The sequence below is a fragment of the Streptomyces sp. NPDC086077 genome (assembly GCF_040686175.1).
Taxonomy (GTDB): domain Bacteria; phylum Actinomycetota; class Actinomycetes; order Streptomycetales; family Streptomycetaceae; genus Streptomyces.
The window spans coordinates 1-24036 of sequence record NZ_JBFBJT010000114.1 but is presented as its reverse complement, the minus strand read 5'-3'; the positions used below and the strand labels follow the sequence as shown (position 1 = coordinate 24036).

Sequence of the window (24036 nt, the reverse complement as noted above, 5' to 3'; positions counted from 1 at the left end):
GGTCGATGACGGCGTCCATGGCCAGGTGGTAGCTGGTCCTGCCCATGTGCCCCAGGCCCGCCACGATCCGTTCGATCCGGCCCTGGTGGTCGGCGAGGGCGATCTCGGTGACGGCGTCGATGTCCGTGGAGAAGAACACCACGGGCACCCTGCCGTCGTCGTCCAGATGCGCCGAGAGCCCGAGCACCCGGTCGGCCAGTGCCTGCACGCTGCCGTCCTGGTAGTACGGCTTCATCGATCCCGAGTAGTCGACGACGAGGTACACGGCGGCCCGTTGTCCCTCCAGGCCGTGCTTGGCCAGCGAGACCGCGGCGCTCTTGTACAGGTTCACGAGCGCCGGAGCGCTCTGTTCGACCTTGGTGAGACTGATGGCTGCCACGCCGCGAGGTTACGGCACGAGCGACGGCGCCTGCCCAGTCGTCCGGTCGGGGACTGGCGGGCAGGCGCCGTCTCGGGGGGAGTCTGGGGAACCCCCCCAGACAACCAGCCCGTACGTCGTTGTACGGGACGTCTCTTTCGGTGGGCCGTCAGACCATCAGCGCGCGGTCCGTCGGGCGGATCGGGGCCGGAAGGTCGCTGGCGCCCGTGAGGAAGCGGTCGACGCCACGGGCGGCCGAGCGGCCCTCCGCGATCGCCCACACGATGAGGGACTGGCCGCGGCCGGCGTCCCCGGCGACGTAGACGCCCGGCACGTTGGTGCGGAAGTCGGCGTCGCGGGCGATGTTGCCGCGTTCGTCGAGCTCCAGGCCGAACTGGTCGACCAAGCCGTTCTCACGGTCGGTGCCGGTGAAGCCCATCGCCAGCGTGACCAGCTGGGCGGGGATCTTGCGCTCGGTACCCGGCCGCGGGGTCAGCTTGCCGTCGACGAACTCGACCTCGACGAGGTGCAGCCACTGGACGTTGCCGTCCTCGTCGCCCTCGAAGTGGGTGGTCGAGACGGCGTAGACCCGCTCGCCGCCCTCCTCGTGCGCGGACGTGACCTTGTACAGCATGGGGAAGGTCGGCCACGGCTGCCGGACGGCGTCCCGCTCGTCGCCCGGGCGGGGCATGATCTCCAACTGGGTGACCGAGGCCGCGCCCTGACGGTGGGCGGTGCCCACGCAGTCGGCGCCCGTGTCACCCCCGCCGATGACGACGACGTGCTTGCCCTCGGCCGAGACCGGGGTGGTGACGTAGTCGCCCTCCTGGACCTTGTTGGCCAGCGGCAGGTAGTCCATCGCCTGGTAGACGCCCTTGAGTTCCCGGCCGGGGACCGGGAGGTCACGGGCGGTCGTGGCCCCGGCGGCGATGACGATGGCGTCGTACCGCTTCTTCAGGTCCGTCGCCTTCATGTCGCGGCCGATCTCGACGCCGGTGCGAAAACGGGTGCCCTCCGCGCGCATCTGCTCGATACGGCGGTTGATGTGCCGCTTCTCCATCTTGAACTCGGGGATGCCGTAGCGCAGGAGGCCGCCGACGCGGTCCGCCCGCTCGTACACCGCCACGGTGTGGCCGGCGCGGGTCAGCTGCTGGGCCGCCGCCAGGCCCGCCGGGCCCGAGCCGATCACCGCGACCGTCTTGCCGGACAGCCGCTCCGGGATCTGCGGGGCGACCTCGCCGGTCTCCCACGCCTTGTCGATGATCGAGACCTCGACGTTCTTGATGGTGACCGCCGGCTGGTTGATGCCCAGCACACACGCCGACTCGCACGGGGCCGGGCACAGGCGGCCGGTGAACTCCGGGAAGTTGTTCGTGGCGTGCAGGCGCTCCGACGCGGCGCCCCAGTCCTCGCGGTAGGCGTAGTCGTTCCACTCGGGGATCAGGTTCCCGAGCGGACAGCCGTTGTGGCAGAACGGGATGCCGCAGTCCATGCAGCGGCTGGCCTGCTTGCTGATGATCGGCAGCAGGGAGCCGGGAACGTAGACCTCGTTCCAGTCCCTGACGCGCTCCTCGACCGGGCGGGACCTGGCGACCTCGCGGCCGTGGTTCAGAAAGCCCTTCGGGTCAGCCATTGATCGCCGCCTCCATCATCTTCTCGGTGATCTCGGACTCGGAGAGACCGTCTCGCTCGGCGGCGTCCTTGGCGGCGAGCACTGCCTTGTACGTGCTGGGGATGATCTTGCTGAAGCGCTCGACCGCGGTGTCCCACTCGGCCAGGAGCTTCTCGGCGACCGTGGAGCCGGTCTCCTCCTGGTGGCGGCGCACCACGTCGTGCAGCCACTGCCTGTCGGTGTCGTCGAGGGCCTCGACGGCCTCCACGTTGCCGATGTTGACGTTGTCCCGGTCGAGGTCGATGACGTACGCGACGCCACCGGACATGCCGGCCGCGAAGTTGCGGCCCGTCTCGCCGAGCACCACCGCGTGACCGCCGGTCATGTACTCGCAGCCGTGGTCGCCCACGCCCTCGGAGACCACCAGCGCGCCGGAGTTGCGGACGCAGAAGCGCTCGCCGACCTTGCCGCGCAGGAACATCTCGCCGCCGGTCGCGCCGTACGCGAGGGTGTTGCCCGCGATGACGCTGAACTCGGCGAGGTGGTCCGCGCCGCGGTCCGGGCGGACGATCACACGGCCACCCGACAGGCCCTTGCCGACGTAGTCGTTGGCGTCGCCCTCCAGGCGCAGCGTGATGCCGCGCGGGACGAAGGCGCCGAAGGACTGGCCGGCCGAGCCGGTGAAGGTGATGTCGATGGTGTCGTCGGGCAGGCCCGCCCCGCCGAACTTCTTCGTCACCTCATGGCCGAGCATGGTGCCGACCGTGCGGTTGATGTTGCGGATGGCGACCTGGGCGCGCACCGGCTGGGCGTCGGTGGCACCGGCCGCGGCCAGGGCATCGGCGGCGAGCTTGATCAGCTCGTTGTCGAGCGCCTTCTCCAGGCCGTGGTCCTGGGCGACGAGCTGGTGGCGCACCGCGCCCTCGGGCAGGTCGGGCACGTGGAACAGCGGCTCGAGCTCCAGGCCCTGCGCCTTCCAGTGGTCGACGGCCCGCGTGACGTCGAGGGCCTCGGCGTGGCCGACGGCCTCCTCGATGGAGCGGAAGCCCAGCTCGGCCAGCAGCTCGCGGACCTCCTCGGCGATGAACCGGAAGAAGTTCACCACGTGCTCGGCCTTGCCGGTGAAGCGCTCGCGCAGCGTCGGGTTCTGGGTGGCGATGCCGACCGGGCAGGTGTCCAGGTGGCAGACGCGCATCATGACGCAGCCGGAGACGACGAGCGGCGCGGTCGCGAAACCGAACTCCTCGGCGCCGAGCAGCGCGGCGATGACGACGTCCCGGCCGGTCTTCAGCTGGCCGTCGGTCTGGACGACGATCCGGTCGCGCAGGCCGTTGAGCAGCAGCGTCTGCTGGGTCTCGGCGAGACCGAGCTCCCAGGGGCCACCGGCGTGCTTCAGCGAGGTCAGCGGAGAGGCACCGGTGCCACCGTCGTGACCGGAGATGAGCACCACGTCGGCGTGCGCCTTGGACACACCGGCCGCGACCGTGCCGACGCCGACCTCGGAGACCAGCTTCACGTGGATCCGCGCCTGCGGGTTCGCGTTCTTCAGGTCGTGGATCAGCTGGGCCAGATCCTCGATGGAGTAGATGTCGTGGTGCGGCGGCGGGGAGATGAGCCCCACGCCCGGCGTGGAGTGCCGGGTCCTGGCCACCCACGGGTACACCTTGTGGCCGGGCAGCTGACCGCCCTCGCCGGGCTTGGCGCCCTGGGCCATCTTGATCTGGATGTCGTCGGAGTTGACGAGGTACTCGCTGGTCACGCCGAAGCGGCCGGAGGCCACCTGCTTGATCGACGACCGGCGTGCCGGGTCGTACAGACGGTCCGGGTCCTCGCCGCCCTCGCCGGTGTTGGACTTTCCGCCGAGCTGGTTCATGGCGATGGCGAGCGTCTCGTGCGCCTCGCGCGAGATCGAGCCGTAGGACATGGCGCCGGTGGAGAACCGCTTGACGATCTCACTGGCCGGCTCGACCTCGTCGACGGAGATCGGCTGGCGACCGGACCTGAAGCCGAACAGGCCGCGCAGCGTCATCAGGCGCTCGGACTGCTCGTTCACCCGCTCGGTGTACTTCTTGAAGATGTCGTAGCGGCCGGTGCGCGTGGAGTGCTGGAGGCGGAAGATCGTCTCCGGGTCGAACAGGTGCGGCTCGCCCTCGCGGCGCCACTGGTACTCGCCGCCTATCTCCAGCGCGCGGTGCGCCGGGGCGATGCCCGAGGCGGGGTACGCCTTGGCGTGCCGGGCGGCGACCTCCTTGGCGATGACGTCGATGCCGACGCCGCCGATCTTGGTGGCGGTGCCGTTGAAGTACTCCTCCACGAATGCCTCGTCGAGACCGACGGCCTCGAAGACCTGGGCGCCGCGGTAGGAGGCGACGGTGGAGATGCCCATCTTGGACATGACCTTCAGCACGCCCTTGCCGAGGGCGTAGATCAGGTTGCGGATGGCCTTCTCGGCCTCGATGCCCGGCAGGAAGGTACCCGCGCGGACCAGGTCCTCGACGGACTCCATCGCCAGGTACGGGTTGACGGCGGCCGCGCCGTAGCCGATGAGCAGGGCGACGTGGTGGACCTCGCGGACGTCACCGGCCTCGACCAGCAGGCCCACGTGGGTGCGCTGCTTGGTGCGGATGAGGTGGTGGTGGACGGCCGCGGTGAGCAGCAGCGAGGGGATCGGCGCGTGCTCGGCGTCCGAGTGCCGGTCGGACAGCACGATCAGCCGGGCGCCGTTCTCGATCGCGCCGTCGGCCTCGGCGCAGATCTCCTCGATCCGCGCGGCGAGGGAGTCACCGCCACCGCTGACGCGGTAGAGGCCGGAGAGCGTGGCGGCCTTCATGCCGGGCATGTCGCCGTCGGCGTTGATGTGGATGAGCTTGGCCAGCTCGTCGTTGTCGATCACCGGGAAGGGCAGCACGACACTGCGGCAGGAGGCGGCCGTCGGCTCCAGCAGGTTGCCCTGCGGGCCCAGCGAGCTGCGCAGCGAGGTGACCAGTTCCTCGCGGATCGCGTCCAGCGGCGGGTTGGTGACCTGCGCGAACAGCTGCGTGAAGTAGTCGAAGAGCAGACGCGGGCGGTCGGACAGCGCGGCGATCGGCGAGTCGGTGCCCATCGAGCCGATCGGCTCGGCGCCGGCCTTGGCCATCGGCGCCAGGATGACGCGCAGCTCTTCCTCGGTGTAGCCGAAGGTCTGCTGGCGGCGGGTGACCGAGGCGTGGGTGTGCACGATGTGCTCACGCTCGGGCAGGTCGCTCAGCTCGATCTCGCCGGCCTCCAGCCAGTCGGCGTAGGGGTTCTCGCCGGCGAGCTGTGCCTTGATCTCGTCGTCCTCGATGATGCGGTGCTCGGCGGTGTCCACGAGGAACATGCGGCCGGGCTGGAGGCGGCCCTTGCGGACGACCTTCGCGGGGTCGATGTCGAGGACGCCGACCTCGGAGCCGAGGACGACGAGGCCGTCGTCGGTGACCCAGTAGCGGCCGGGGCGCAGACCGTTGCGGTCGAGAACGGCGCCGACCTGGGTGCCGTCGGTGAAGGTGACGCAGGCCGGGCCGTCCCAGGGCTCCATCATCGTGGAGTGGTACTGGTAGAAGGCGCGCCGGGTCGGGTCCATGGAGTCGTGGTTCTCCCACGCCTCGGGGATCATCATCAGCACCGAGTGGGGCAGCGAACGCCCGCCGAGGTGCAGCAGTTCGAGCACCTCGTCGAAGGACGCCGAGTCGGAGGCGTCGGGCGTGCAGACCGGGAAGACCTTCGCGAGCTTCTCCGGGGCGCCGAACAGCTCGGAGTGCAGCTGGGACTCGCGGGCCCGCATCCAGTTGCGGTTGCCCTTGACGGTGTTGATCTCACCGTTGTGCGCGACGAAGCGGTACGGGTGCGCCAGTGGCCACGACGGGAAGGTGTTCGTGGAGAACCGGGAGTGCACGAGCGCGATCGCGGATGCGAATCGGCGGTCGGACAGGTCCGGGAAGAACGGCTCCAGCTGGCCTGTGGTCAGCATGCCCTTGTAGACGATCGTCCGGGCGGACAGCGAGGGGAAGTAGACGCCGGCCTCGCGCTCGGCGCGCTTGCGCAGCACGAAGGCCTTGCGGTCGAGGGCGATGCCCTCCGAAGCGCCGTCGGTGACGAAGACCTGCCGGAAGGCGGGCATCGTCGAACGGGCGGTGGCGCCGAGCAGCTCGGGCGCGACGGGGACCTCGCGCCAGCCGAGGACGGTCAGGCCCTCGTCGGCCGCGATCGTCTCGATACGTGAGACAGCCTCGTCGGCGCCGTCCTCCGGCAGGAAGGCGATACCGACGGCGTAACCGCCGGCCTTCGGCAGATCGAATCCGGCCACCTCACGGAGGAAGGAGTCCGGCACCTGGGCGAGAATGCCCGCGCCGTCACCGGAGTCCGGCTCGGAGCCGGTGGCCCCGCGGTGCTCCAGGTTGCGCAGCACCGTGAGCGCCTGTTCGACCAGCGCATGGCTCGCCTCACCGGTGAGGGTGGCCACGAAGCCGACGCCGCAGGCGTCGTGCTCGTTGCGGGGGTCGTACATACCCTGCGCAGCAGGGCGAGCATCCATGAAAGACCAGTTCTGGCCATTCGCGGAATGCTGGGACGGCTGGCGCGGCGTACGCATCGGCTCTCCCGTCGTCAAGTGGCATGTTCAAGTGCCGAGGGACGACGCTGGCCCTCGCGTGAGATCAAAATTTCGTGCAGGTTACATGATGGGGCGGTTCTCGGGAAGCGGATAGACCGTTCCAACATGTGGACTTCTCGCAAGGGTGCGCGACGAAGACACCGCGGCTCGCGGCAGCGATTCATGGGGGGCCGGGGAGGACAGATCCTTGTCCGTCGGCCCGGTGGGCAGGGCGAGCAGCGTCGCTCACCCCGCGAGTGCGCCGGAGGCCTCATTGCCCACAGCGCTTACGGCTCATGCCCGGCGATTACGCACTCGAAACCAGACAGTAACGGCTACTTATGCGGCTCTCCGCATAAAGCACGAGCCGCCCTATCCTACGGCCGTTCCGAACAGACTGCCCAGGGCGTAGGTCACACCGGCCGCGGCGCCACCGAGGGCGAGCTGCCGCAACCCGCTGAACCACCAGGTCCGCGCCGTCACCTTGGCCACCACGGCACCACACCCGAACAGACCGAGCAACGCGAGCAGCACGGCCGGCCACAGCACCGTCGCACCGAGCAGGTACGGCAGCACCGGAAGCAGGGCGCCGAGCGCGAAGGAGCCGAAGCTCGACACCGCGGCGACCAGCGGCGACGGAAGATCGCCGGGATCGACGCCGAGCTCCTCGCGGGCATGGATCTCCAGCGCCTGCTCGGGATCCTTCGACAGCTGCCGGGCCACCTCACGGGCCAGACCCGGCTCGACGCCACGCGTCTCGTAGAGCCGGGCGAGCTCGGCCTCCTCGTCCTTCGGGTGCTTGCGCAGCTCGCGGCGCTCGACGTCCAGCTCGGCCTCGACCAGCTCACGCTGGGAGGCCACCGACGTGTACTCACCGGCGGCCATGGAGAAGGCGCCGGCGGCGAGGCCCGCGAGCCCGGTCAGCACGATGGTCTGCTGACCGACCGCACCGCCCGCGACACCGGTCATCAGAGCGAGGTTGGAGACCAGGCCGTCCATCGCGCCGAACACGGCGGGGCGCAGCCAGCCGCCGTTGACGTCCCGGTGCGTGTGGTTGTCGCGATGCGCCTCGTGCAGCGCCGCCTCGGTCTCGATGATGGCCATACCGGTCCCCCAACGAAAGCTAACTTGGACTCGTTCCACTTTTCGACAACAACCAGCCTACGTCGGGGATTCCGCCCCCGCCAGGAAGGAAAGGCTCGGCTAACCTGCGGCTTTACCCTTTCTTGCTCATCCGATTATCAAGTCGCTCAGATGTCGACCGGGTGACACTGAGGCTCGTGAGGCTGCGCGGCACACCGCACCGGGGACAGTTCCGCAAAGGGTCACCCGCCCTGAGAGGAGAGGCCGCGATGCCATCGATCGCCCGCGTTCCCTCGGTACCGGCCCCCGGGGACGCCGCGGAACTCCGTTCCCGGGCCCGCGGCGCCCTGCTCGGCCTCGCCGTCGGCGACGCCCTGGGCGCCCCCGCCGAGAACATGAAGCCGTCCGAGATCCGCGCCCGCTGGGGCCGCATCACCGGCTACGTCGCCGACCGCCCCTCCGGCACCGACGACACCGAGTACGCGATCTTCTCGGGCCTGCTGCTCGCCCGGCACGGCTCCGCCCTCACCCCCGCCCATGTGGAGGCGGCCTGGCACGCCTGGATCGCGGACCGTGCCGAGGGCCAGTTCCGGGGCGCGGGCTTCAGCGAACGCGGCACCCTGGAGAACCTCCGCCGCGGCCTCGCCGCCCCGATCTCCGCCCAGCACCGGCACGCCTGGAGCGACGGCCTCGCGATGCGCGCCGCGCCCTTCGGGGTGTTCGCCGCGGGCCGCCCCGCCGAGGCGGCCCGCCTGGTGGCGATCGACGGCTCCGTCAGCCACGAGGGGGAGGGCATCTACGGCGGCCAGGCGGTCGCGGCCGGGGTCGCGGCGGCGATGGCGGGCGCTCCGGCCACCGCAGTGGTCGCCTCGGCGCTCGCCGTCGTGCCGGACGACTCCTGGACCGCGCGTTCCCTGCGGCGTGCCGTGGTCGTCGCCCACCGCGGCGAACGCGCGGTGCGCTCCGCCGTGGTCATCGGCGGCTACCCGTGGACCGACCTCGCTCCCGAGGCGGTCGCCCTGGCCTTCGGCGCGTACGCGGCGGCGGACGGCGACTTCGAGGAGGCGGTGCTCACGGCCGTCAACATGGGCCGGGACGCCGACACCACGGCCGCGGTCGCGGGCGCCCTGGCCGGCGCGCAGCAGGGCGAGTCCGCGATCCCGCAGGAGTGGGCGACGGCGATCGGCCCGGCGCGGGGAAGCTGCCTGCCGTCGATGGCCGGCCACCACGTACTGGACGTGGCGGACCTGCTGACCCCGGAGGACGACCGCCCCTACCGGGCCGGCCGTGCAGCGGCGGCACCAGGCGAGGCGATCCGATGAAGCCCCCGGCCCCGTGGGACGAGACAGGCCCCCTTACCCTGCACACCCCGCCGACGTCGACGGACCTCGACGAAGCCCTGACAAGCGACCCCGAACCCGCGCCCGCCGACGGCGAGAACCCCCCTCAGGGGCCACCCCCACCCGAGCAGGAGATCGGTAAGGGTGGCGCGGGCGGGAAACACCGAGCCGAAGGCGAAGCCGAGGCCACAGCACCCGACACCACCACCGGCAGCAGGATCGAGGGTCTCCTCCTGGGCCTCGCCGCAGGCGACGCCGCCGGCTGGCCCGCCGCCCGCCACCGAGCCGCCCGCATGCCCGAATGGACCCGCCGGCTGACCCGCGAACTGGACACCTTCGCCGAGCACAACGCGACGACCACCCTCCCCGTCCCCATCGCCCTCAACCAGCCCCCCGAACCCCTCCGCCTCGGCCCCTCCGACGACGCCGAGTGGGCGGCCTTCGCCGCGGAGGCCGTGCTGCGCGCCGGCGACGACACCGTCCTCGGCGACCTCAGCCGGGAACGCCGCGTGCGCGCGGCCATCGACCTGACCTGGAACTCCGTGGCCAGTGAGGTGGCGGCGGCAGCCGAACGCGCCCCCGAGATCGAGTCCGCCGTGCTCCCGCTGCGCGCCCGCATCTCCGTCCGGGCCGGCCTCGGCAACCTCGCCGCCGGCCTGCGTCCACCCGCGACCGGCCACGACAACCCGCACTACTTCGACGACGCCGCCTGCGTCCGGGCCTGCGTGCTCGCCGTCGCCCACCCCGGTGACCCCGCGCTCGCCGCGTCCCTCGCCGAGTTCGACGCCCGCTACACCCAGGACGGCGACGGCGTGCACGGCGCCCGCGCGATGGCCGCCGCCGTCTCCCTCGCGCTCACCGGAGCCACCCCGCACACCTGCGTGACGGCGGCGCTCGCCGAACTGCCCGAGGGGACGGAGATCGGCCGCAACGCCCGCCACGCCCTGAAGCTGGCGGCGGACGCGGTCAGCGCCTTCGCGCTGATCCCCCTCCTGGAACACCAGATCGTGGACCACGTCTACAGCTACGGCATCGCCGCCGCCGAGACGGTCCCGGTCGCCCTCGCCCTCACCATGGCCTCCCAGGGCCGGATCGCGGAGGCGGTACCCGCCGCGGCCTGTCTCTCGCGCGTCGCGGACTCGGCCCCGGCCCTCGCGGGCGCCCTCACCGGCGCGCTCGGCGGCGGCGCGGCGGTCCCCGGCACCTGGCGCGACACCTGCCGGCACCTCTCCGGCTGCGTACTCCCCCGCCTCACCGGCACCGACCTGGTGGAACTCGCCGAACTCCTGGAAGCCGCACAACCGGCCCCGCCAGGGGGATGATTCGGCTCATGACCCCCAAAGGAGAAGAAAGCCGAGCAGACTCCCTCAGTGAGCGGATCACCGGCGCCCTGGTCGGCGCGGCCGTCGGCGACGCTCTCGGCGGCCCCGTCGAGGGCTACTCCCCCGACCAGATCACCGAGCGCCACGGCGGCCGCGTCCACGGCGTCGTCGGCCCCTGGAACGGCGGCGCCTGGCGCACCGCCCGCCCCATCGCGCCGTACCACAAGGGCGACGGCCACGTCACCGACGACACCTTGATGACCCACGCGCTGGTACGGGTCTACGCCGAGGTCCGCGACCACCTCGACGCCTATGCCGTCGCCGACCGCCTGGTCCCCGACCTGATCACCACCCCACGCTGGATCCCGGAGCTGGAGGCGCAGGCCCTCCCCCTGCAGCGGATCTTCCTGGCGGAGAAGTGGCTGGTGGCGCGGATCCACTACGGTCACGTCGACCCCCGGGAGGCCGGCGTCGGCAACATCGTGAACTGCGGTGCCGCGATGTACATGGCCCCGGTCGGCCTGGTCAACGCGGCCAACCCGGCGGGTGCCTACGCCGAGGCGCTGGACGTCGCGGGCGCCCACCAGTCGTCGTACGGCCGCGAGGCGGCGGGCGTCTTCGCTGCGGCGGTGGCGGCGGCCTGCTCCCCCGGGGCGACACCGGAATCGGTGGTGACGGCATGCCTGGAGCACGCGAAGGACGGCACACGGGCGGCGATCGCGGCGGTGTGCGAAGCGGCGTCCGGACACGCGGACTTCGAGTCGGCGCTGACTCCGCTGCGTGAGGCGGTGGCCCCGTACGACACGGTGGGTCCCGACTACCGCACCCCCTCGCTCGGCGCCCGCCGTCCCTCCCGCCTGCACGCCATCGAGGAACTCCCCGTCGCGCTGGGCATGTTGCTGGTCGCGGGCGGCGACTACCGCCAAGCGGTCCTGGGCTCGGTGAACTACGGCCGCGACTGCGACTCGATCGCCACGATGGCGGGCGCGCTGGCCGGGGCCCTGGGCTCCCCGGTCCCGGACGAGTGGTCGAAGACGGTGGCGGAGGCCAGCCGCCTGGACCTGTGGGAACCGGGGCGCGCGCTCGGCGAGGTCACGGCGGAGATCTTCCGTCGGGACGTGAGCCGGCGCCGTGCCCACGAGGAGGCGTTCATCGCGCTGGGAGGCACCGGATGCTCCGACTGACCTGGGTCCAGCCCGAGGACCTGCTCGGCCACGAACTCCGCCAGGCACACCAGGACGGCCGCCGGCCGACCGCCGTCGAAAGGCGCTGGAACGCGGCGGGCGGTCCCGACGCCCCGGTCCGGGCGGGCGCCTCCCCGCAACCGGCCTCCCGCTACCTGCGGCAACTGGCCGAGGACCTGCTGGACGAACTGGCGGACCTGCCCAGCCGGCTCCAGGACCGGGAGCCGACGGGCCTGGCGAGGATCAGGTCCCTGTGCCCCGACTGGCCGTCGTCGGAGCGCGCCGCGGGCCCCCCGGCAGACCTGGAGGCACGCCTGCACGCCGCCTGGCTGGGCCGGGCCGTCGGCTGCCTGCTGGGCAAACCGGTCGAGAAGCTCCCCCTCACCGGAATCCGCCAACTCGCCCGCGCCACCGGCAACTGGCCCCTTGCCACCTACTTCACCGCCCGGGGAGTCCCCCAGCCGCTTCTCGACACCCACCCCTGGAACCGCCGCTCGGCCGGCACCTCGCTCGCCGAGAACATCGACGGCATGCCCGAGGACGACGACCTCAACTACCCCCTCCTCAACCTCCTCCTGCTCCAGCGCCGCACCCGGAGCTTCACCACCGCGGACGTGGCCGGCCTCTGGCTCGACGAACTCCCCGCCGGCCGCGCCTTCACCGCGGAACGCGTCGCCTACCGCAATCTCCTCAGCGGCATCGAGCCCCCGCACACCGCCCGCCACCGCAACCCCTTCCGTGAATGGATCGGCGCCCTGATCCGCGCCGACCTCCACGGCTGGACCAACCCCGGCGACCCCGCCGCCGCGGCCGAACAGGCACACCGGGACGCCACCCTCAGCCACACCGCGAACGGCGTCTACGCCGCGATGTTCACCGCCGCCACCATCGCCACCGCGGCCACCGGCACCGCCGACGTCCACACCAGCCTGCGCACCGGACTCGGCGTCGTCCCCCCGCACTCCCGCCTGGCCGAGGCCGTCCGGCACGCCGTCCGACTCGCCCGGTCCCACGAGGACTTCGACACGGTCGTGGACGAACTCCACACCCGGCACGCCGCCTACCACTGGGTCCACGCCGTCCCCAACACCGCCCTGGTCGCCGCCGCCCTCACCCACGCGGACGGCGACTTCACCGGCAGCATCTGCCGCGCGGTCTCCGGTGGCTGGGACACCGACTCCAACGGGGCCACCGCCGGCAGCGTCGCCGCCCTCGTCGCCGGCACCCCGACCGCGCTCCCGGACCACTGGACGGCACCCCTCAAGAACCGCCTCGCCACCTCCATCGCGGACTTCGACGGCACCGGCTTCGACACGCTGGCCCACCTCACCCTCCTGGAGGCGACCCGCCCATGACCCGTACCGAGTGCACGACATGACCACACCCACCCCGCCCCTCGGCGGCCTCCGCGTCCTCGACATGGCCACCCTCTTCGCCGGCCCGCTCGCCGCCACCCTGCTCGGCGACTTCGGCGCGGAGGTCATCAAGATCGAGCACCCCGGGAAACCGGATCCCTCCCGGGGCCACGGCCCCGCCAAGGACGGCATCGGCCTGTGGTGGAAGCACCTCGGCCGCAACAAGCGCACCATCACCCTCGACCTCTCCAAGCCCGGCGGCCAGGCCACCCTGCGCCGTCTGGCCGCCGACGCGGACGTCGTCATCGAGAACTTCCGCCCGGGCACCCTGGAGAAGTGGGACCTCGGCTGGCCGGAGCTCTCGGCCGTCAACCCCCGCCTGATCCTCACCCGCGTCACCGCCTTCGGCCAGTTCGGGCCCTACGCGCACCGCCCGGGCTTCGGCACCCTCGCCGAGGCGATGAGCGGCTTCGCCGCGATCACCGGCGAACCCGACGCGCCCCCGACGCTCCCGCCCTTCGGCCTCGCCGACTCCATCGCCGGCCTGGCCACGGCGTACGGAGTGATGGCCGCCCTCGCCGCCCGCGACCGCACCGGCGAGGGACAGGTCGTCGACATGGCGATCATCGAGCCGATCCTCACGGTCCTCGGCCCGCACCCCCTCTGGTTCGACCAGCTCGGCCACGTCCAGCCCCGGACCGGCAACCGCTCCCAGAACAACGCCCCGCGCAACACCTACCGCACGGCCGACGGCAGCTGGGTCGCGGTCTCGACCTCGGCCCAGTCCATCGCCGAACGCGTGATGCGCCTGGTCGGCCGCCCCGAGCTGATCGACGAGCCGTGGTTCGCCACGGGCGCCGACCGCGCCCGGCACGCCGACGTCCTCGACGAGGCGGTCGGCAGCTGGATCGCCGAACGTCCCCGCGACGAGGTCCTCGCGGCCTTCGAGAAGGCCGAGGCGGCGGTGGCCCCTGTCCAGGACATCCGCGACGTGATGACCGACCCCCAGTACGCGGCCCTGGACACCGTCACCACCGTCGACGACCCCGAGCTGGGCCCTCTCCGCATGCAGAACGTCCTCTTCCGCCTCTCCGCCACGCCCGGCTCCATCCGCTGGGCGGGCCGCCCGCACGGCGCGGACACCGACGAGGTACTCACCGAACTGGGCCTGACCGCCGAGGAACTGGGCGCCCTCCGCGCGGAGGGCGCCCTGTGACCACCCCACTGACCTGGCTGTACGCACCCGGCGACCGCCCCCACGTGGTCCACAAGGCCCTCGCCGCGGGCGCCGACGTCGTCGTGGTCGACCTGGAGGACGCCGTCGCGCCCGAGCGCAAGGACTACGCCCGCGCCGCCACCGCGGAACTCCTCTCCGAGCCCCACCACCCCACCCCGGTGCACGTCCGCGTCAACGCCCTGGACACCCCGTGGGCCGACAAGGACCTGAAGTCGCTCGCCGCCCTCCCCGGCCTCTCGGGCCTGCGCCTGCCGAAGGTGGCGTCCCCCCGCCACATCACCCTGACGGCGGACCGGACGGGCGCCGACGGCAGCCGGCCACCCCTGTACGCGCTGCTGGAATCCGCCCTCGCCATCGAGCACGCCTACGCCATCGCCTGCGCCCACCCCGCACTGCGGGGCATCTCCCTGGGCGAGGCCGACCTGCGGGCCGACCTCGGCGTGCGATGCGACAGCGGCCTCGACTGGCCCCGCTCCCGCATCGTCAACGCGGCGCGGGCGGCGGCCCTCGCCCCGCCACCCCAGTCGGTGCACCCGGACGTCCGTGACCTGGACGGGCTGGCGGCGACCTGCGCCCACGGCCGGACCCTGGGCTTCCTGGGCCGGGCCGCCATCCACCCCCGCCAGCTCCCGATCATCGAACGGGCCTATCTCCCCACCCCGGAGGAGATCGAGAAGGCCGAGACCATCCTCAAGGCGGCGGCCGTCAACAGCTCCGCGCAGGCCCTCCCGGACGGCACGTTCATCGACGCGGCGGTGGTCGGTGAGGCGACCAGGACCCTGGCGCTGGCCCACCGCGACTGACGCGCCGGAACACGGACGAGGGCGCCCGGAAGAACTCCGGGCGCCCTCGTCCGCGTACGACAGATCGTCAGCTCTTCTTCGTCGCCGTCCCGGCCTCGTCCCCGACCGCCTCGTCCTCGCCCGCTTCGTCCTCCGCCGCTTCGGACTTGGCCTTCTCGGACTCGGCCTCCCCGGACGCACTGTCACCGTCGGCCTTCTCGGCCTTCTCGGCATCGCCGGACTCGTCGGCGTCGTCGGTCCTGTCGGCGCCCTCGGCCTCGTCGCCGGAGGCGGCGGGATCCGGTTCGACCACGGCCTCACGGCCCGGCCGCCTCTTCGCGGAGAACACGATGTAGACCACGGCCAGCACGAACACCAGCAGCGCGGTCCAGTTGTTCAGCCGCAGCCCGAGGATGTGGTGGGCGTCGTCGACCCGCATGTACTCGATCCAGAACCGGCCCGCGCAGTAGGAGGCGACGTACAGCGCGAACGCCCGGCCGTGGCCGAGCTTGAACCGCCGGTCGGCCCAGATCACCAGCACCGCGACACCGATGCACCACAGGGACTCGTAGAGGAACGTCGGGTGGTAGTACCCCGGCACCCGGCCGTCCGCCGTGGACGTGATGTGCAGCGCCCAGGGGAGGTCGGTCTCCCGCCCGTACAGCTCCTGGTTGAACCAGTTGCCCCAGCGCCCGATGCCCTGTGCCAGGGCGATACCGGGGGCGACGGCGTCGGCGTAGGCGGGCAGCGGGATGCCCCGCCGGCGGCAGCCGATCCACGCGCCGACCGCGCCCAGCGCGATCGCGCCCCAGATACCGAGGCCGCCCTCCCAGATCTTGAGGGCGTCCACCCAGTCACGGCCCTCGCTGAAGTACAGCTCGTAGTCCGTGATCACGTGGTAGAGGCGGCCGCCGACCAGGCCGAACGGCACCGCCCAGACCGCGATGTCGGCCACAGTGCCGGTGCGCCCACCACGGGCGATCCAGCGCTTGTTGCCGTACCACACGGCCACGAAGACGCCGAGGATGATGCAGAACGCGTAGCCGCGCAGCGGGATCGGGCCGATGTACAGCACTCCGCGCGACGGGCTGGGAATGTAGGCAAGTTCCATGGCAGGGTCGACGCTACCGTGCCGGGCAGGCCCGATGTCGAGCAGCCCGGCTACGGCTCCATAACAGGCCCGGTGGCCGCGCGCCTCAGCCGCGCGCGGCCTCCTGCACCTGCTGCTTCAGCTTCGCGGGCGTCATCGTCTGGTCCTGGTAGATGTTCTTGCCGTTGAGCAGCACGGTCGGCGTGCCGCTGAAGCCGCCCTTGCCGAAGGCCGCGCTGGACTTGTCGACCCAGCTGTTGTGCCGGCCGTCCTCGACGCACTTGCGGAACGCGGGCGTGTCCAGGCCCTTGACCTTCCCGGCCAGCTCGATCAGCTTCGCGTTGTCCGCGAAGGCGTCGTCGGTCTCGGGGGGCTGGTTGTCGTAGAGCACGTCGTGGTACGCCGTGAAGTGACCGGCGTCCTGGGCGCAGGCCGCGGCGTTGGCCGCGTTGCGGGAGCCGGTGCCGCCCATGTTGCCGTCGATGATCGTGGCCAGGCGGTAGTCCACCCTCAGCTGGCCGGCGTCCGTCAGCTCGTGGATCGTCGAGCGGTAGGTCTGCTCGAAGGACTGGCAGGCCGGGCAGCGGAAGTCCTCCCAGACGGTGAGCGTCGACCTGGCGTCGCCCTTGCCGACCGGGATGGCGAGGTTGTCCTCGCCGTTCGCCCCCGAGGGGGCCACGACCGGGCCCGCGCTGTCGTCGGTGTCCTTGCCGGCGTTCGCGGCGACCACGCCGATCACCGCGGCCAGGCCCAGGACGCCGACGACCGCCGCGCCGACGATCAGCGCCCGCCTGCGCTTGTCCGCGGCCCTCTGCTTGTCACGCTCGACCGCCAGCCGCTCCCGGGCGGTGCGCTTTCCGTCACGGTTCTTCTCGCTCACACCCCGCAGAACGAACCGGGGAGGCGCACCGCGCCTCCCCGGCCCCAGGTCCACCCGTACGAGGGACCCGTATGACTTGCCGCTTTGCAGCCGTATGCATCCGGGCCGGCTACGCCTGGCCGCGCACGCCCTTCGCCAGGTCGGCCGCGAGCGCGCGGACCGCCTCGACGCCGGCCGCGTCGTCCGGCGCGTCCAGCATCCGCTTGACGAAGGCCGAGCCGACGATCACCCCGTCGGCGAAGCCGGCCACCTCGGCGGCCTGCCTCGCGTCGGAGACACCGAGCCCGACGCACACCGGCAGGGACGTGCCCGTGTCCCGGGTCCGCCGCACCAGGTCCTGGGCCTGCGCGCCGACCGTCTCGCGGGTGCCCGTGACGCCCATCAGCGAGGCGGCGTACACGAAGCCGCTGCCCGCCGCGGTGATCTGCGCGAGCCGCTCGTCCCTGCTGCTCGGCGCGACCACGAAGACCGTCGCCAGGCCGTGCTTCTCGGCGTGCTCGCGCCACAGCGCCGACTCCTGCACCGGCAGGTCGGGCAGGATGCACCCGGCGCCGCCCGCCTCGGCCAGTTCGGCGGTGAAGCGCTCGACGCCGTAGCGGTCGATGGGGTTCCAGTAGGTCATGACGAGGACCGGCTTGCCGGTGGCCTGGTGCGTCTCGCGGACGGTGCGCATGACGTCCGCGATCCGCACGCCGCCGCGCAGGGCGATGTCGTCGGCGGTCTGGATGACCGGGCCGTCGAGCACGGGGTCGCTGTGCGGCAGCCCCACCTCCACGACGTCGGCGCCGCCGTCGAGAACGGCCTTGATCGCCGCGATGCCGCCGTCCACGGTCGGGAACCCGGCCGGGAGGTAGGCGATCAGGGCGGAACGCCCCTCGGACCTGGCCGCGGCGAGGGTGTCGCTCAGCAGCTGGATGTTCCCGCTCACTTGGCGTCCCCCTCGATCTCGGCGGTGCCGGAGGCGTCCTCGGCGACCTCGGCGTCGGTGTCGTACAGCCCGAAGTAGCGGGCGGCGGTGTCCATGTCCTTGTCGCCGCGGCCGGAGAGGTTGACCACGATCAGCCCGTCCTTGCCCAGCTCCCGGCCGACCTCCAGGGCACCGGCGAGCGCGTGGGCGCTCTCGATGGCCGGGATGATCCCCTCGGTCCGCGAGAGCAGCCGCAGGGCCCGCATCGCGGCGTCGTCGGTGATCGCGCGGTACTCGCCGCGGCCGATGTCCTTGAGGTAGGAGTGCTCGGGGCCGATGCCGGGGTAGTCGAGCCCGGCGGAGATCGAGTACGGCTCGGTGATCTGGCCCTCGTCGTCCTGGAGGACGTACGACCGCGAACCGTGCAGGATGCCGGGCTCGCCCGCGGTCAGGGTGGCCGCGTGCTCGCCGGTCTCCACACCGTGCCCGGCGGGCTCGCAGCCGACGAGACGTACGCCGGCGTCGGGGATGAAGGCGTGGAACAGGCCGATGGCGTTGGAGCCGCCGCCGACGCAGGCGACGGCCGCGTCGGGGAGCCGGCCGGCTCGTTCCAGGAGCTGGCGGCGGGTCTCGACGCCGATCACGCGGTGGAAGTCGCGGACCATGGCGGGGAAGGGGTGCGGGCCCGCCACGGTGCCGAACAGGTAGTGGGTGTGGTCGACGTTGGCGACCCAGTCGCGGAACGCCTCGTTGATGGCGTCCTTCAGCGTGCGGCTGCCGGACTTCACGGCGATGACCTCGGCGCCGAGCATCCGCATCCGGGCCACGTTCAGGGCCTGGCGCCGGGTGTCGATCTCGCCCATGTAGATCGTGCAGTCGAGGCCGAAGAGGGCGCAGGCGGTGGCCGTGGCGACGCCGTGCTGGCCGGCGCCGGTCTCGGCGATGACGCGGGTCTTGCCCATCCGCCGGGTGAGCAGGGCCTGGCCGAGCACGTTGTTGATCTTGTGGGACCCGGTGTGGTTCAGGTCCTCGCGCTTGAGGAAGACCCGGGCGCCGCCCGCTTCCGCGGCGAAGCGGGGGACCTCGGTGAGCGCCGAGGGGCGGCCGGTGTAGTTGACGAGCAGGTCGTCGAGCTCGCGGGCGAACTCGGGATCGGCCTTGGCCTTGTCGTACTCGACGGCGACCTCGTCCACGGCGGCGACCAGGGCCTCCGGGATGAATTTGCCGCCGAACGCGCCGAAGTAGCCCTCGGCACTGGGGGTTCGACCCTCCGGGTCGGGGATGAAGAACTGGCTGGGCATGCGGAAACCTCACGGTGAGTCGGTGGAGTGCACTAATCGCCGTGGGAGCGGGGTGCCGTCAGGCGGCCGACGGCCGGCTGCGGCTTGTCACGCAGTTCCCCGCGCCCCCGAGGGGGCGCTGCCATCGACGGCCGTTCACCTGGCCGGGTTCGTCACCGATGACGTAGCGGACCCGGCGGCCGTGCACCCGGCGGGCGGGGGCGCGGCAGCCTCGGGGGCGACAGCCGCGCGCGAGGCGGGCGTGCCGGTCCGGGGTCGTCGTCGTGGTCGTCATCGTGGCCAAGCCTACCGGCGGATCAGCCCCGGCCGTGCCGCAGTGCGGGGTGGGCACCCGCCGCCACCAGGTCGGACACCGCCGTCCTGGGGTCCTTGCCGGTGACGAGGGACTCGCCGACGAGCACGGCGTCCGCCCCGGCGTTGGCGTAGGCGATCAGGTCGTGCGGGCCGCGGATGCCGGACTCGGCGATCTTGACGACGCCCTCCGGGATCTCCGGGGCGATCCGCTCGAAGGTGCCGCGGTCGACCTCGAGCGTCTTGAGGTTGCGCGCGTTGACGCCGATGAGCTTGGCGCCCGCGTCGACCGCGCGGTCGATCTCGTCCTCGTCGTGCACCTCGACGAGCGGGGTGAGCCCGATGGACACCGCCCGCTCGATCAGGGACTCCAGGGCGGGCTGGTCGAGGGCCGCGACGATCAGCAGCACCAGGTCGGCGCCGTACGCCCGGGCCTCCCACAGCTGGTACGAGGTGACGATGAAGTCCTTGCGCAGGACGGGGATGTCCACGCGCGCGCGGACCGCCTCCAGGTCCGCGAGGGAGCCGCCGAAGCGGCGCTGTTCGGTGAGGACGGAGATGACGGCCGCGCCGCCCGCCTCGTAGTCCGCCGCGAGGCCGGCCGGGTCGGCGATCGCGGCCAGCGCGCCCTTGGAGGGGCTGGACCGCTTGACCTCGCAGATGACCTTGACGCCGTCACCGCGCAGGGCGGCCAGTCCGTCCTTGGCCGCGGGGGCCTTCGCCGCGCGCTCCTTGAGCTCGTCGAGACTCACGCGCGCCTGCCGTTCCGCGAGGTCGGCACGGACTCCGTCGATGATCTCGTCGAGCACACTCACGCGAGTGGCCCCCTTCCAGACGGTTGACTGTCGAAGCGGCACCGAAGAAGAAAACCGGTGGTCACTGCGATGGTATCCGGAGCCGGGCGTAGGCCTCGCATCCGGTTGACGGCGGTCCCACTACCTGGACATCCACCAGTTGATCAAGGGTGGAGCCAGCCACCGAAGGGCAGGTTCCGGACAACCGTGAAGAGCAGCAGCAACGCGCCCACGGACCACATGACCGCGGGCCGCGGATCGAGCCGCGGCGGACGGCCGCGCGCCGCGCGGACCACCCATACGGTCCACAGCGCGGCGAAGAGCAGATAGCCGGCGACGGCCACCGCGTTCGCGTGCAGCGCCGCCGGAAGGTCGCCGTGCACGAAGGCGTGCGCGCTGCGCAGGCCGCCGCAGCCGGGGCAGTACAGGCCGGTGACGCGCAGCAGCGGGCAGACGGGGTAGTGGCCGGGTTCGTTGGGGTCCACGGCGCCCACATAGGCGAAGGCGGCGACGACGGCCACGAGGACGCCGGCGGGGGCGGCCAGCCGTCCGGCGCGGGTGCTGCGGCTGTCGGCGTTCATGCCCCGCATTGTGCCCGGCCCTCACGCGGACGTGCGCGAGGGGCGGCCCGGTGCGGTGCCGGGCCGCCCCTCGACGAGGTCGCGGCGGAGAAAGGCCGTACGGGAAGGATCAGCTCTCGACGGCGACCGGCTCGCGCGTGGCCACGGTCCGCTCGGACCGCTTCGCGCCGGGGGTCATCTTGAGGGGCTGCGCCTTGGGCGCGCCGAGGCCCATCGCGCGCATGATCCCGCCGATGACACCGCCCAGGACGATGATCGCCATGCCACCCCAGAAGCCGAGCGGGTTGTCCATCACCATGAAGGCACCCGCGACGCAGAAACCGATGAAGATGATCATGACACCGGTCCAGGCGGCGGGGGTGTGACCGTGCCCGTGGCTGCTGTCCGCCATTGCTTGCTCCTCGTTGCTGTATGCGTGTGTGAGCCTGACGCTCGACATTCATTGTCCCGCACGCGCACTCCCCGGCGGCGCGGGGGGCTCATCCCGGGTGCGTCTCTTTCGCCACACCGGGACGGCTGACCCGGAGGCTACGCCGGGCCGGTACCGGTAGGGTCCTCGCCGCGGTCGAGGGCCTTCCAGAGGTCCTCGGGCCGGTCGGGGTCGACGGCCGGGGCGCTGCGGCGCGGGCGCAGGGCGCCGCCGCGCTCGTAGCGGCCGGACATCGCGGGCCACAGGCGGCCGTAGCGCAGGGCGAGCAGCCCGGCGAGCAGGATGAGGGCGCCGCCCACGGCCGCGGCGTACGGCCACGCGGTGTGGGTGAGGGCCTGGACGGTGGCGGAGGTGTCGCCGGAGGCCCGCGCGGCCTGCTCGTCGAGCGCGGAGCTGTCGGAGGCGCCGTACAGGGCGGCGGCGACGGTGCCGGCGCCGCACAGCGCGAGCAGCCCGGCCACCAGGAAGCGGCCGCCGCGGCGGACGGCGAAGACGGCGACCAGCGCGGCGAGGCCCACTATGGCGAGGGCCGCCGGGACGCCGGTGACGTCACTGCCCCGGGCGGTCAGCGGGAAGGGGCCGCCGGCCACCGACGCGGTGCCCCGCGACCACTGCTGACGGGTGGCCAGCAGCGCCACCGCCGCGCCGAGCGCACCGCTCGTCAGGGCGAGGGCAAGACTCCGGCGCCCGGCACGCGCGGGGCCGGGGGCTTCGGTACGGGGGTGAGGAGCAGCAGTCACGTACTCCACTATCGCCTGCCCGGAGCGTGCAGCGTCACCCGGGGTACACGTGAGAAGCGCCCTATTGTGCGAGCCGGTTCGCGGTGTGGACCGCGCGCAGGACCGCCGCCGCCTTGTTGCGGCACTCCGTGTCCTCGGCGATCGGGTCGGAGTCCGCGACGATGCCCGCGCCCGCCTGCACGTACGCGGTGCCGTCGCGCAGCAGGGCCGTGCGGATGGCGATGGCCGTGTCGGAGTCGCCGGCGAAGTCGAGATAGCCGACGCAGCCGCCGTACAGCCCGCGCCGGGACGGCTCCAGTTCGTCGATGATCTGCATCGCGCGCGGCTTGGGCGCGCCGGAGAGGGTGCCCGCCGGGAAGCAGGCCGTCAGCACGTCGAAGGCGGTGCGGCCCGCCGAGACCCGGCCCGTGACCGTGGAGACGATGTGCATGACGTGCGAGTACCGCTCGACGGACATGAAGTCGACGACCTCCACCGAGCCGGGTTCACAGACCCGGCCGAGGTCGTTGCGGCCGAGGTCGACCAGCATGAGGTGCTCGGCGCGCTCCTTGGGGTCGGCGAGCAGTTCCTCGGCGAGCGTCTGGTCCTCCTGCGGGGTGGCGCCCCGCGGCCGGGTGCCGGCGATGGGGTGCACCAGCGCCCGCCCGTCCTCGACCTTGACCAGCGCCTCGGGCGAGGAGCCGACGACGTCGAAGCCCTCGAGGCGGAGCAGGTACATGTACGGCGAGGGGTTCGTGGCCCTGAGCACCCGGTAGACGTCCAGCGCGCTCGCCGTGCACGGCGTCTCGAACCGCTGCGACGGCACGACCTGGAAGGCCTCGCCGGCCCGGATGCGCTCCTTGACGTCCTCGACGGCCGTGTGGAAGTCGGGCCCGCCCCACAGGGCGCTGTACTCCGGCAGCTCGGAGGGCGGCAGCACGGCCGGCGGCTGGGCCACCGCGCGCGCGAGGTCGGCCTCCATGGCGTCGAGGCGGGCCACGGCGTCGGCGTAGGCCTCGTCCACGCCGGTGTCGAGGTCGTTGTGGTTGATCGCGTTGGCGATCAGCAGCACCGAGCCCTCCCAGTGGTCCATCACCGCGAGGTCGCTGGTCAGCAGCATGGTCAGCTCGGGCAGCTTCAGGTCGTCCCGCTCACCGGGGCCGATCTTCTCCAGGCGGCGGACGATGTCGTAGCCGAGGTAGCCGACCATGCCGCCGGTGAAGGGCGGCAGTCCCTCCTGGTGGGGCGTGTGCAGGGCCTCGATGGTGGCGCGCAGGGCGGCCAGCGGGTCGCCGTCGACGGGGACGCCCACGGGGGGCTCGCCCAGCCAGTGCACCCGGCCTTCCCGCTCGGTGAGCGTGGCGGCGCTGCGGACGCCGACGAACGAGTAGCGGGACCAGGAGCGGCCGTTCTCCGCGGACTCCAGCAGGAACGTGCCGGGGCGCTCGGCGGCGAGCTTGCGGTAGAGCCCGACCGGTGTGTCGCCGTCGGCGAGGAGCTTGCGCGTGACGGGGATGACGCGGCGGTCGGAGGCCAGCTTGCGGAAGGTCTCGAGGTCCATGGCGGCTGACCTTACTGATCCCGGGCGGGCACGCCGTGGTCGGCGTCCTTGAGCAGCACGTCGGCGTCGAAGCAGGTGCGCGCGCCGGTGTGGCAGGCGGCGCCGACCTGGTCGACCTGGACGAGCACGGTGTCGGCGTCGCAGTCGAGGGCGACGGACTTCACCCACTGGAAGTGACCGGAGGTGTCGCCCTTGACCCAGTACTCCCCGCGGCTGCGCGACCAGTACGTGCAGCGGCCCGTCGTCAGCGTGCGGTGCAGGGCCTCGTCGTCCATCCACCCCAGCATCAGCACCTCACCGGTGTCGTACTGCTGGGCGATGGCGGGCAGGAGCCCGTCCGCGCTGCGCTTGAGGCGCGCGGCGATCTCGGGGTCGAGGCTGCTGGGCGGCGGCGTACTGGTCATGGGTGCCATTGTGCCGCGCCGCACCGACAGTCCCGGGTGCCGTCCACTGGGCGGTACGGATACGCGGTCGTAGGCTGACTGCATGTCGACCTTTGCCAAGCGTGAACGGCTTCTCCTCGCCGACCTCTTGGAGACCGCCGGTCCGGACGCCACCACCCTGTGCGAGGGCTGGCTGACCCGGGACCTGGCAGCGCAC

21 protein-coding genes and 1 pseudogene are annotated in these 24036 nt (G+C 72.3%); 7 read left to right on the top strand and 15 right to left on the bottom strand.

All coding sequences use genetic code 11. The features are described 5' to 3' along the window. The 4 genes from AB0O67_RS27265 to AB0O67_RS27250 all read right to left on the bottom strand — a co-directional run. Positions 1–379: VWA domain-containing protein (locus tag AB0O67_RS27265; RefSeq protein ID WP_365455206.1), on the bottom strand; the 379-nt coding region annotated here is incomplete at its 3' end. A gap of 148 nt (positions 380–527) precedes the next feature. After that, positions 528–1991, bottom strand: a complete 1464-nt coding sequence (locus AB0O67_RS27260) for a glutamate synthase subunit beta (protein WP_365455203.1) — start codon at positions 1989–1991, stop codon at positions 528–530. Then, a complete protein-coding gene (gltB, locus tag AB0O67_RS27255; RefSeq protein ID WP_365455200.1) occupies positions 1984–6579 on the bottom strand; it encodes a glutamate synthase large subunit in 4596 nt (1531 codons plus the stop codon). Before gltB ends, AB0O67_RS27260 begins: the two co-directional genes overlap by 8 nt. Positions 6580–6951: 372 nt before the next feature. Further along, on the bottom strand, positions 6952–7683 hold the full coding sequence (locus tag AB0O67_RS27250; RefSeq protein WP_365455198.1) for a VIT1/CCC1 transporter family protein: 732 nt from the start codon (positions 7681–7683) through the stop codon (positions 6952–6954). Between the two features lie 248 nt (positions 7684–7931). On the opposite strand from AB0O67_RS27250, the gene AB0O67_RS27245 reads away from it, so the two are divergent. The 6 genes from AB0O67_RS27245 to AB0O67_RS27220 are packed head-to-tail and all read left to right on the top strand — an operon-like array spanning position 7932 to position 14903. Continuing rightward, positions 7932–8984, top strand: coding sequence for an ADP-ribosylglycohydrolase family protein (locus tag AB0O67_RS27245; RefSeq protein WP_365455196.1), 1053 nt, complete (start codon positions 7932–7934; stop codon positions 8982–8984). Next, positions 8981–10324 carry an ADP-ribosylglycohydrolase family protein gene (locus AB0O67_RS27240; RefSeq protein ID WP_365455194.1) on the top strand — a complete coding sequence of 448 codons (1344 nt, stop codon included), beginning with the start codon at positions 8981–8983 and terminating at the stop codon, positions 10322–10324. Before AB0O67_RS27245 ends, AB0O67_RS27240 begins: the two co-directional genes overlap by 4 nt. Positions 10325–10332: 8 nt before the next feature. Continuing rightward, positions 10333–11508 (top strand): ADP-ribosylglycohydrolase family protein, encoded by a 1176-nt coding sequence (locus tag AB0O67_RS27235; RefSeq protein ID WP_365455191.1) that lies wholly within the window; start codon positions 10333–10335, stop codon positions 11506–11508. Beyond that, a complete protein-coding gene (locus AB0O67_RS27230; protein WP_365455188.1) occupies positions 11496–12863 on the top strand; it encodes an ADP-ribosylglycohydrolase family protein in 1368 nt (455 codons plus the stop codon). Before AB0O67_RS27235 ends, AB0O67_RS27230 begins: the two co-directional genes overlap by 13 nt. Before the next feature lie 19 nt (positions 12864–12882). After that, positions 12883–14079, top strand: a complete 1197-nt coding sequence (locus tag AB0O67_RS27225; RefSeq protein ID WP_365455185.1) for a CoA transferase — start codon at positions 12883–12885, stop codon at positions 14077–14079. Beyond that, entirely contained in the window at positions 14076–14903 is an 828-nt protein-coding gene (locus tag AB0O67_RS27220) for a CoA ester lyase (protein WP_365455182.1), read from the top strand. The genes AB0O67_RS27225 and AB0O67_RS27220 overlap by 4 nt, the downstream gene beginning before the upstream one ends. 67 nt (positions 14904–14970) lie before the next feature. Here the strand turns inward: AB0O67_RS27220 and lgt are convergent, their stop codons facing one another. The 11 genes from lgt to hisI form a co-directional block, all read right to left on the bottom strand. Continuing rightward, positions 14971–15993 carry a prolipoprotein diacylglyceryl transferase gene (gene lgt / locus AB0O67_RS27215; protein WP_365455179.1) on the bottom strand — a complete coding sequence of 341 codons (1023 nt, stop codon included), beginning with the start codon at positions 15991–15993 and terminating at the stop codon, positions 14971–14973. A gap of 85 nt (positions 15994–16078) precedes the next feature. Then, on the bottom strand, positions 16079–16852 hold the full coding sequence (locus AB0O67_RS27210) for a thioredoxin domain-containing protein (RefSeq protein ID WP_365455176.1): 774 nt from the start codon (positions 16850–16852) through the stop codon (positions 16079–16081). A 109-nt stretch (positions 16853–16961) separates the two neighbouring features. Next, positions 16962–17780, bottom strand: coding sequence for a tryptophan synthase subunit alpha (gene trpA, locus AB0O67_RS27205; RefSeq protein ID WP_365455173.1), 819 nt, complete (start codon positions 17778–17780; stop codon positions 16962–16964). Then, the gene (gene trpB / locus AB0O67_RS27200; protein WP_365455170.1) at positions 17777–19060 is read right to left on the bottom strand and encodes a tryptophan synthase subunit beta; all 1284 of its coding nucleotides are present in this window, start codon (positions 19058–19060) and stop codon (positions 17777–17779) included. Before trpB ends, trpA begins: the two co-directional genes overlap by 4 nt. A gap of 58 nt (positions 19061–19118) precedes the next feature. Beyond that, positions 19119–19334 carry a hypothetical protein gene (locus AB0O67_RS27195; RefSeq protein ID WP_365455167.1) on the bottom strand — a complete coding sequence of 72 codons (216 nt, stop codon included), beginning with the start codon at positions 19332–19334 and terminating at the stop codon, positions 19119–19121. A gap of 22 nt (positions 19335–19356) precedes the next feature. Beyond that, positions 19357–20166: an indole-3-glycerol phosphate synthase TrpC gene (gene trpC, locus AB0O67_RS27190; protein WP_365455164.1), complete on the bottom strand. Its 810-nt coding sequence runs from the start codon at positions 20164–20166 to the stop codon at positions 19357–19359. Between the two features lie 143 nt (positions 20167–20309). After that, positions 20310–20735 (bottom strand): DUF2752 domain-containing protein, encoded by a 426-nt coding sequence (locus AB0O67_RS27185; RefSeq protein WP_365455161.1) that lies wholly within the window; start codon positions 20733–20735, stop codon positions 20310–20312. A gap of 100 nt (positions 20736–20835) precedes the next feature. Further along, positions 20836–21117 carry an HGxxPAAW family protein gene (locus AB0O67_RS27180; protein WP_365455158.1) on the bottom strand — a complete coding sequence of 94 codons (282 nt, stop codon included), beginning with the start codon at positions 21115–21117 and terminating at the stop codon, positions 20836–20838. Positions 21118–21254: 137 nt separating this feature from the next. Then, on the bottom strand, positions 21255–21905 hold the full coding sequence (locus AB0O67_RS27175; protein ID WP_365455155.1) for a TIGR02234 family membrane protein: 651 nt from the start codon (positions 21903–21905) through the stop codon (positions 21255–21257). A 52-nt stretch (positions 21906–21957) separates the two neighbouring features. After that, complete coding sequence (locus AB0O67_RS27170) at positions 21958–23436, bottom strand: anthranilate synthase component I (RefSeq protein ID WP_365455152.1); 1479 nt, start codon at positions 23434–23436, stop codon at positions 21958–21960. An 11-nt stretch (positions 23437–23447) separates the two neighbouring features. Continuing rightward, a complete protein-coding gene (gene hisI / locus AB0O67_RS27165) occupies positions 23448–23840 on the bottom strand; it encodes a phosphoribosyl-AMP cyclohydrolase (protein WP_365455149.1) in 393 nt (130 codons plus the stop codon). Between the two features lie 82 nt (positions 23841–23922). On the opposite strand from hisI, the pseudogene AB0O67_RS27160 reads away from it, so the two are divergent. Further along, a pseudogene (locus tag AB0O67_RS27160) lies at positions 23923–24036 on the top strand (TIGR03085 family protein); the annotation flags it as partial.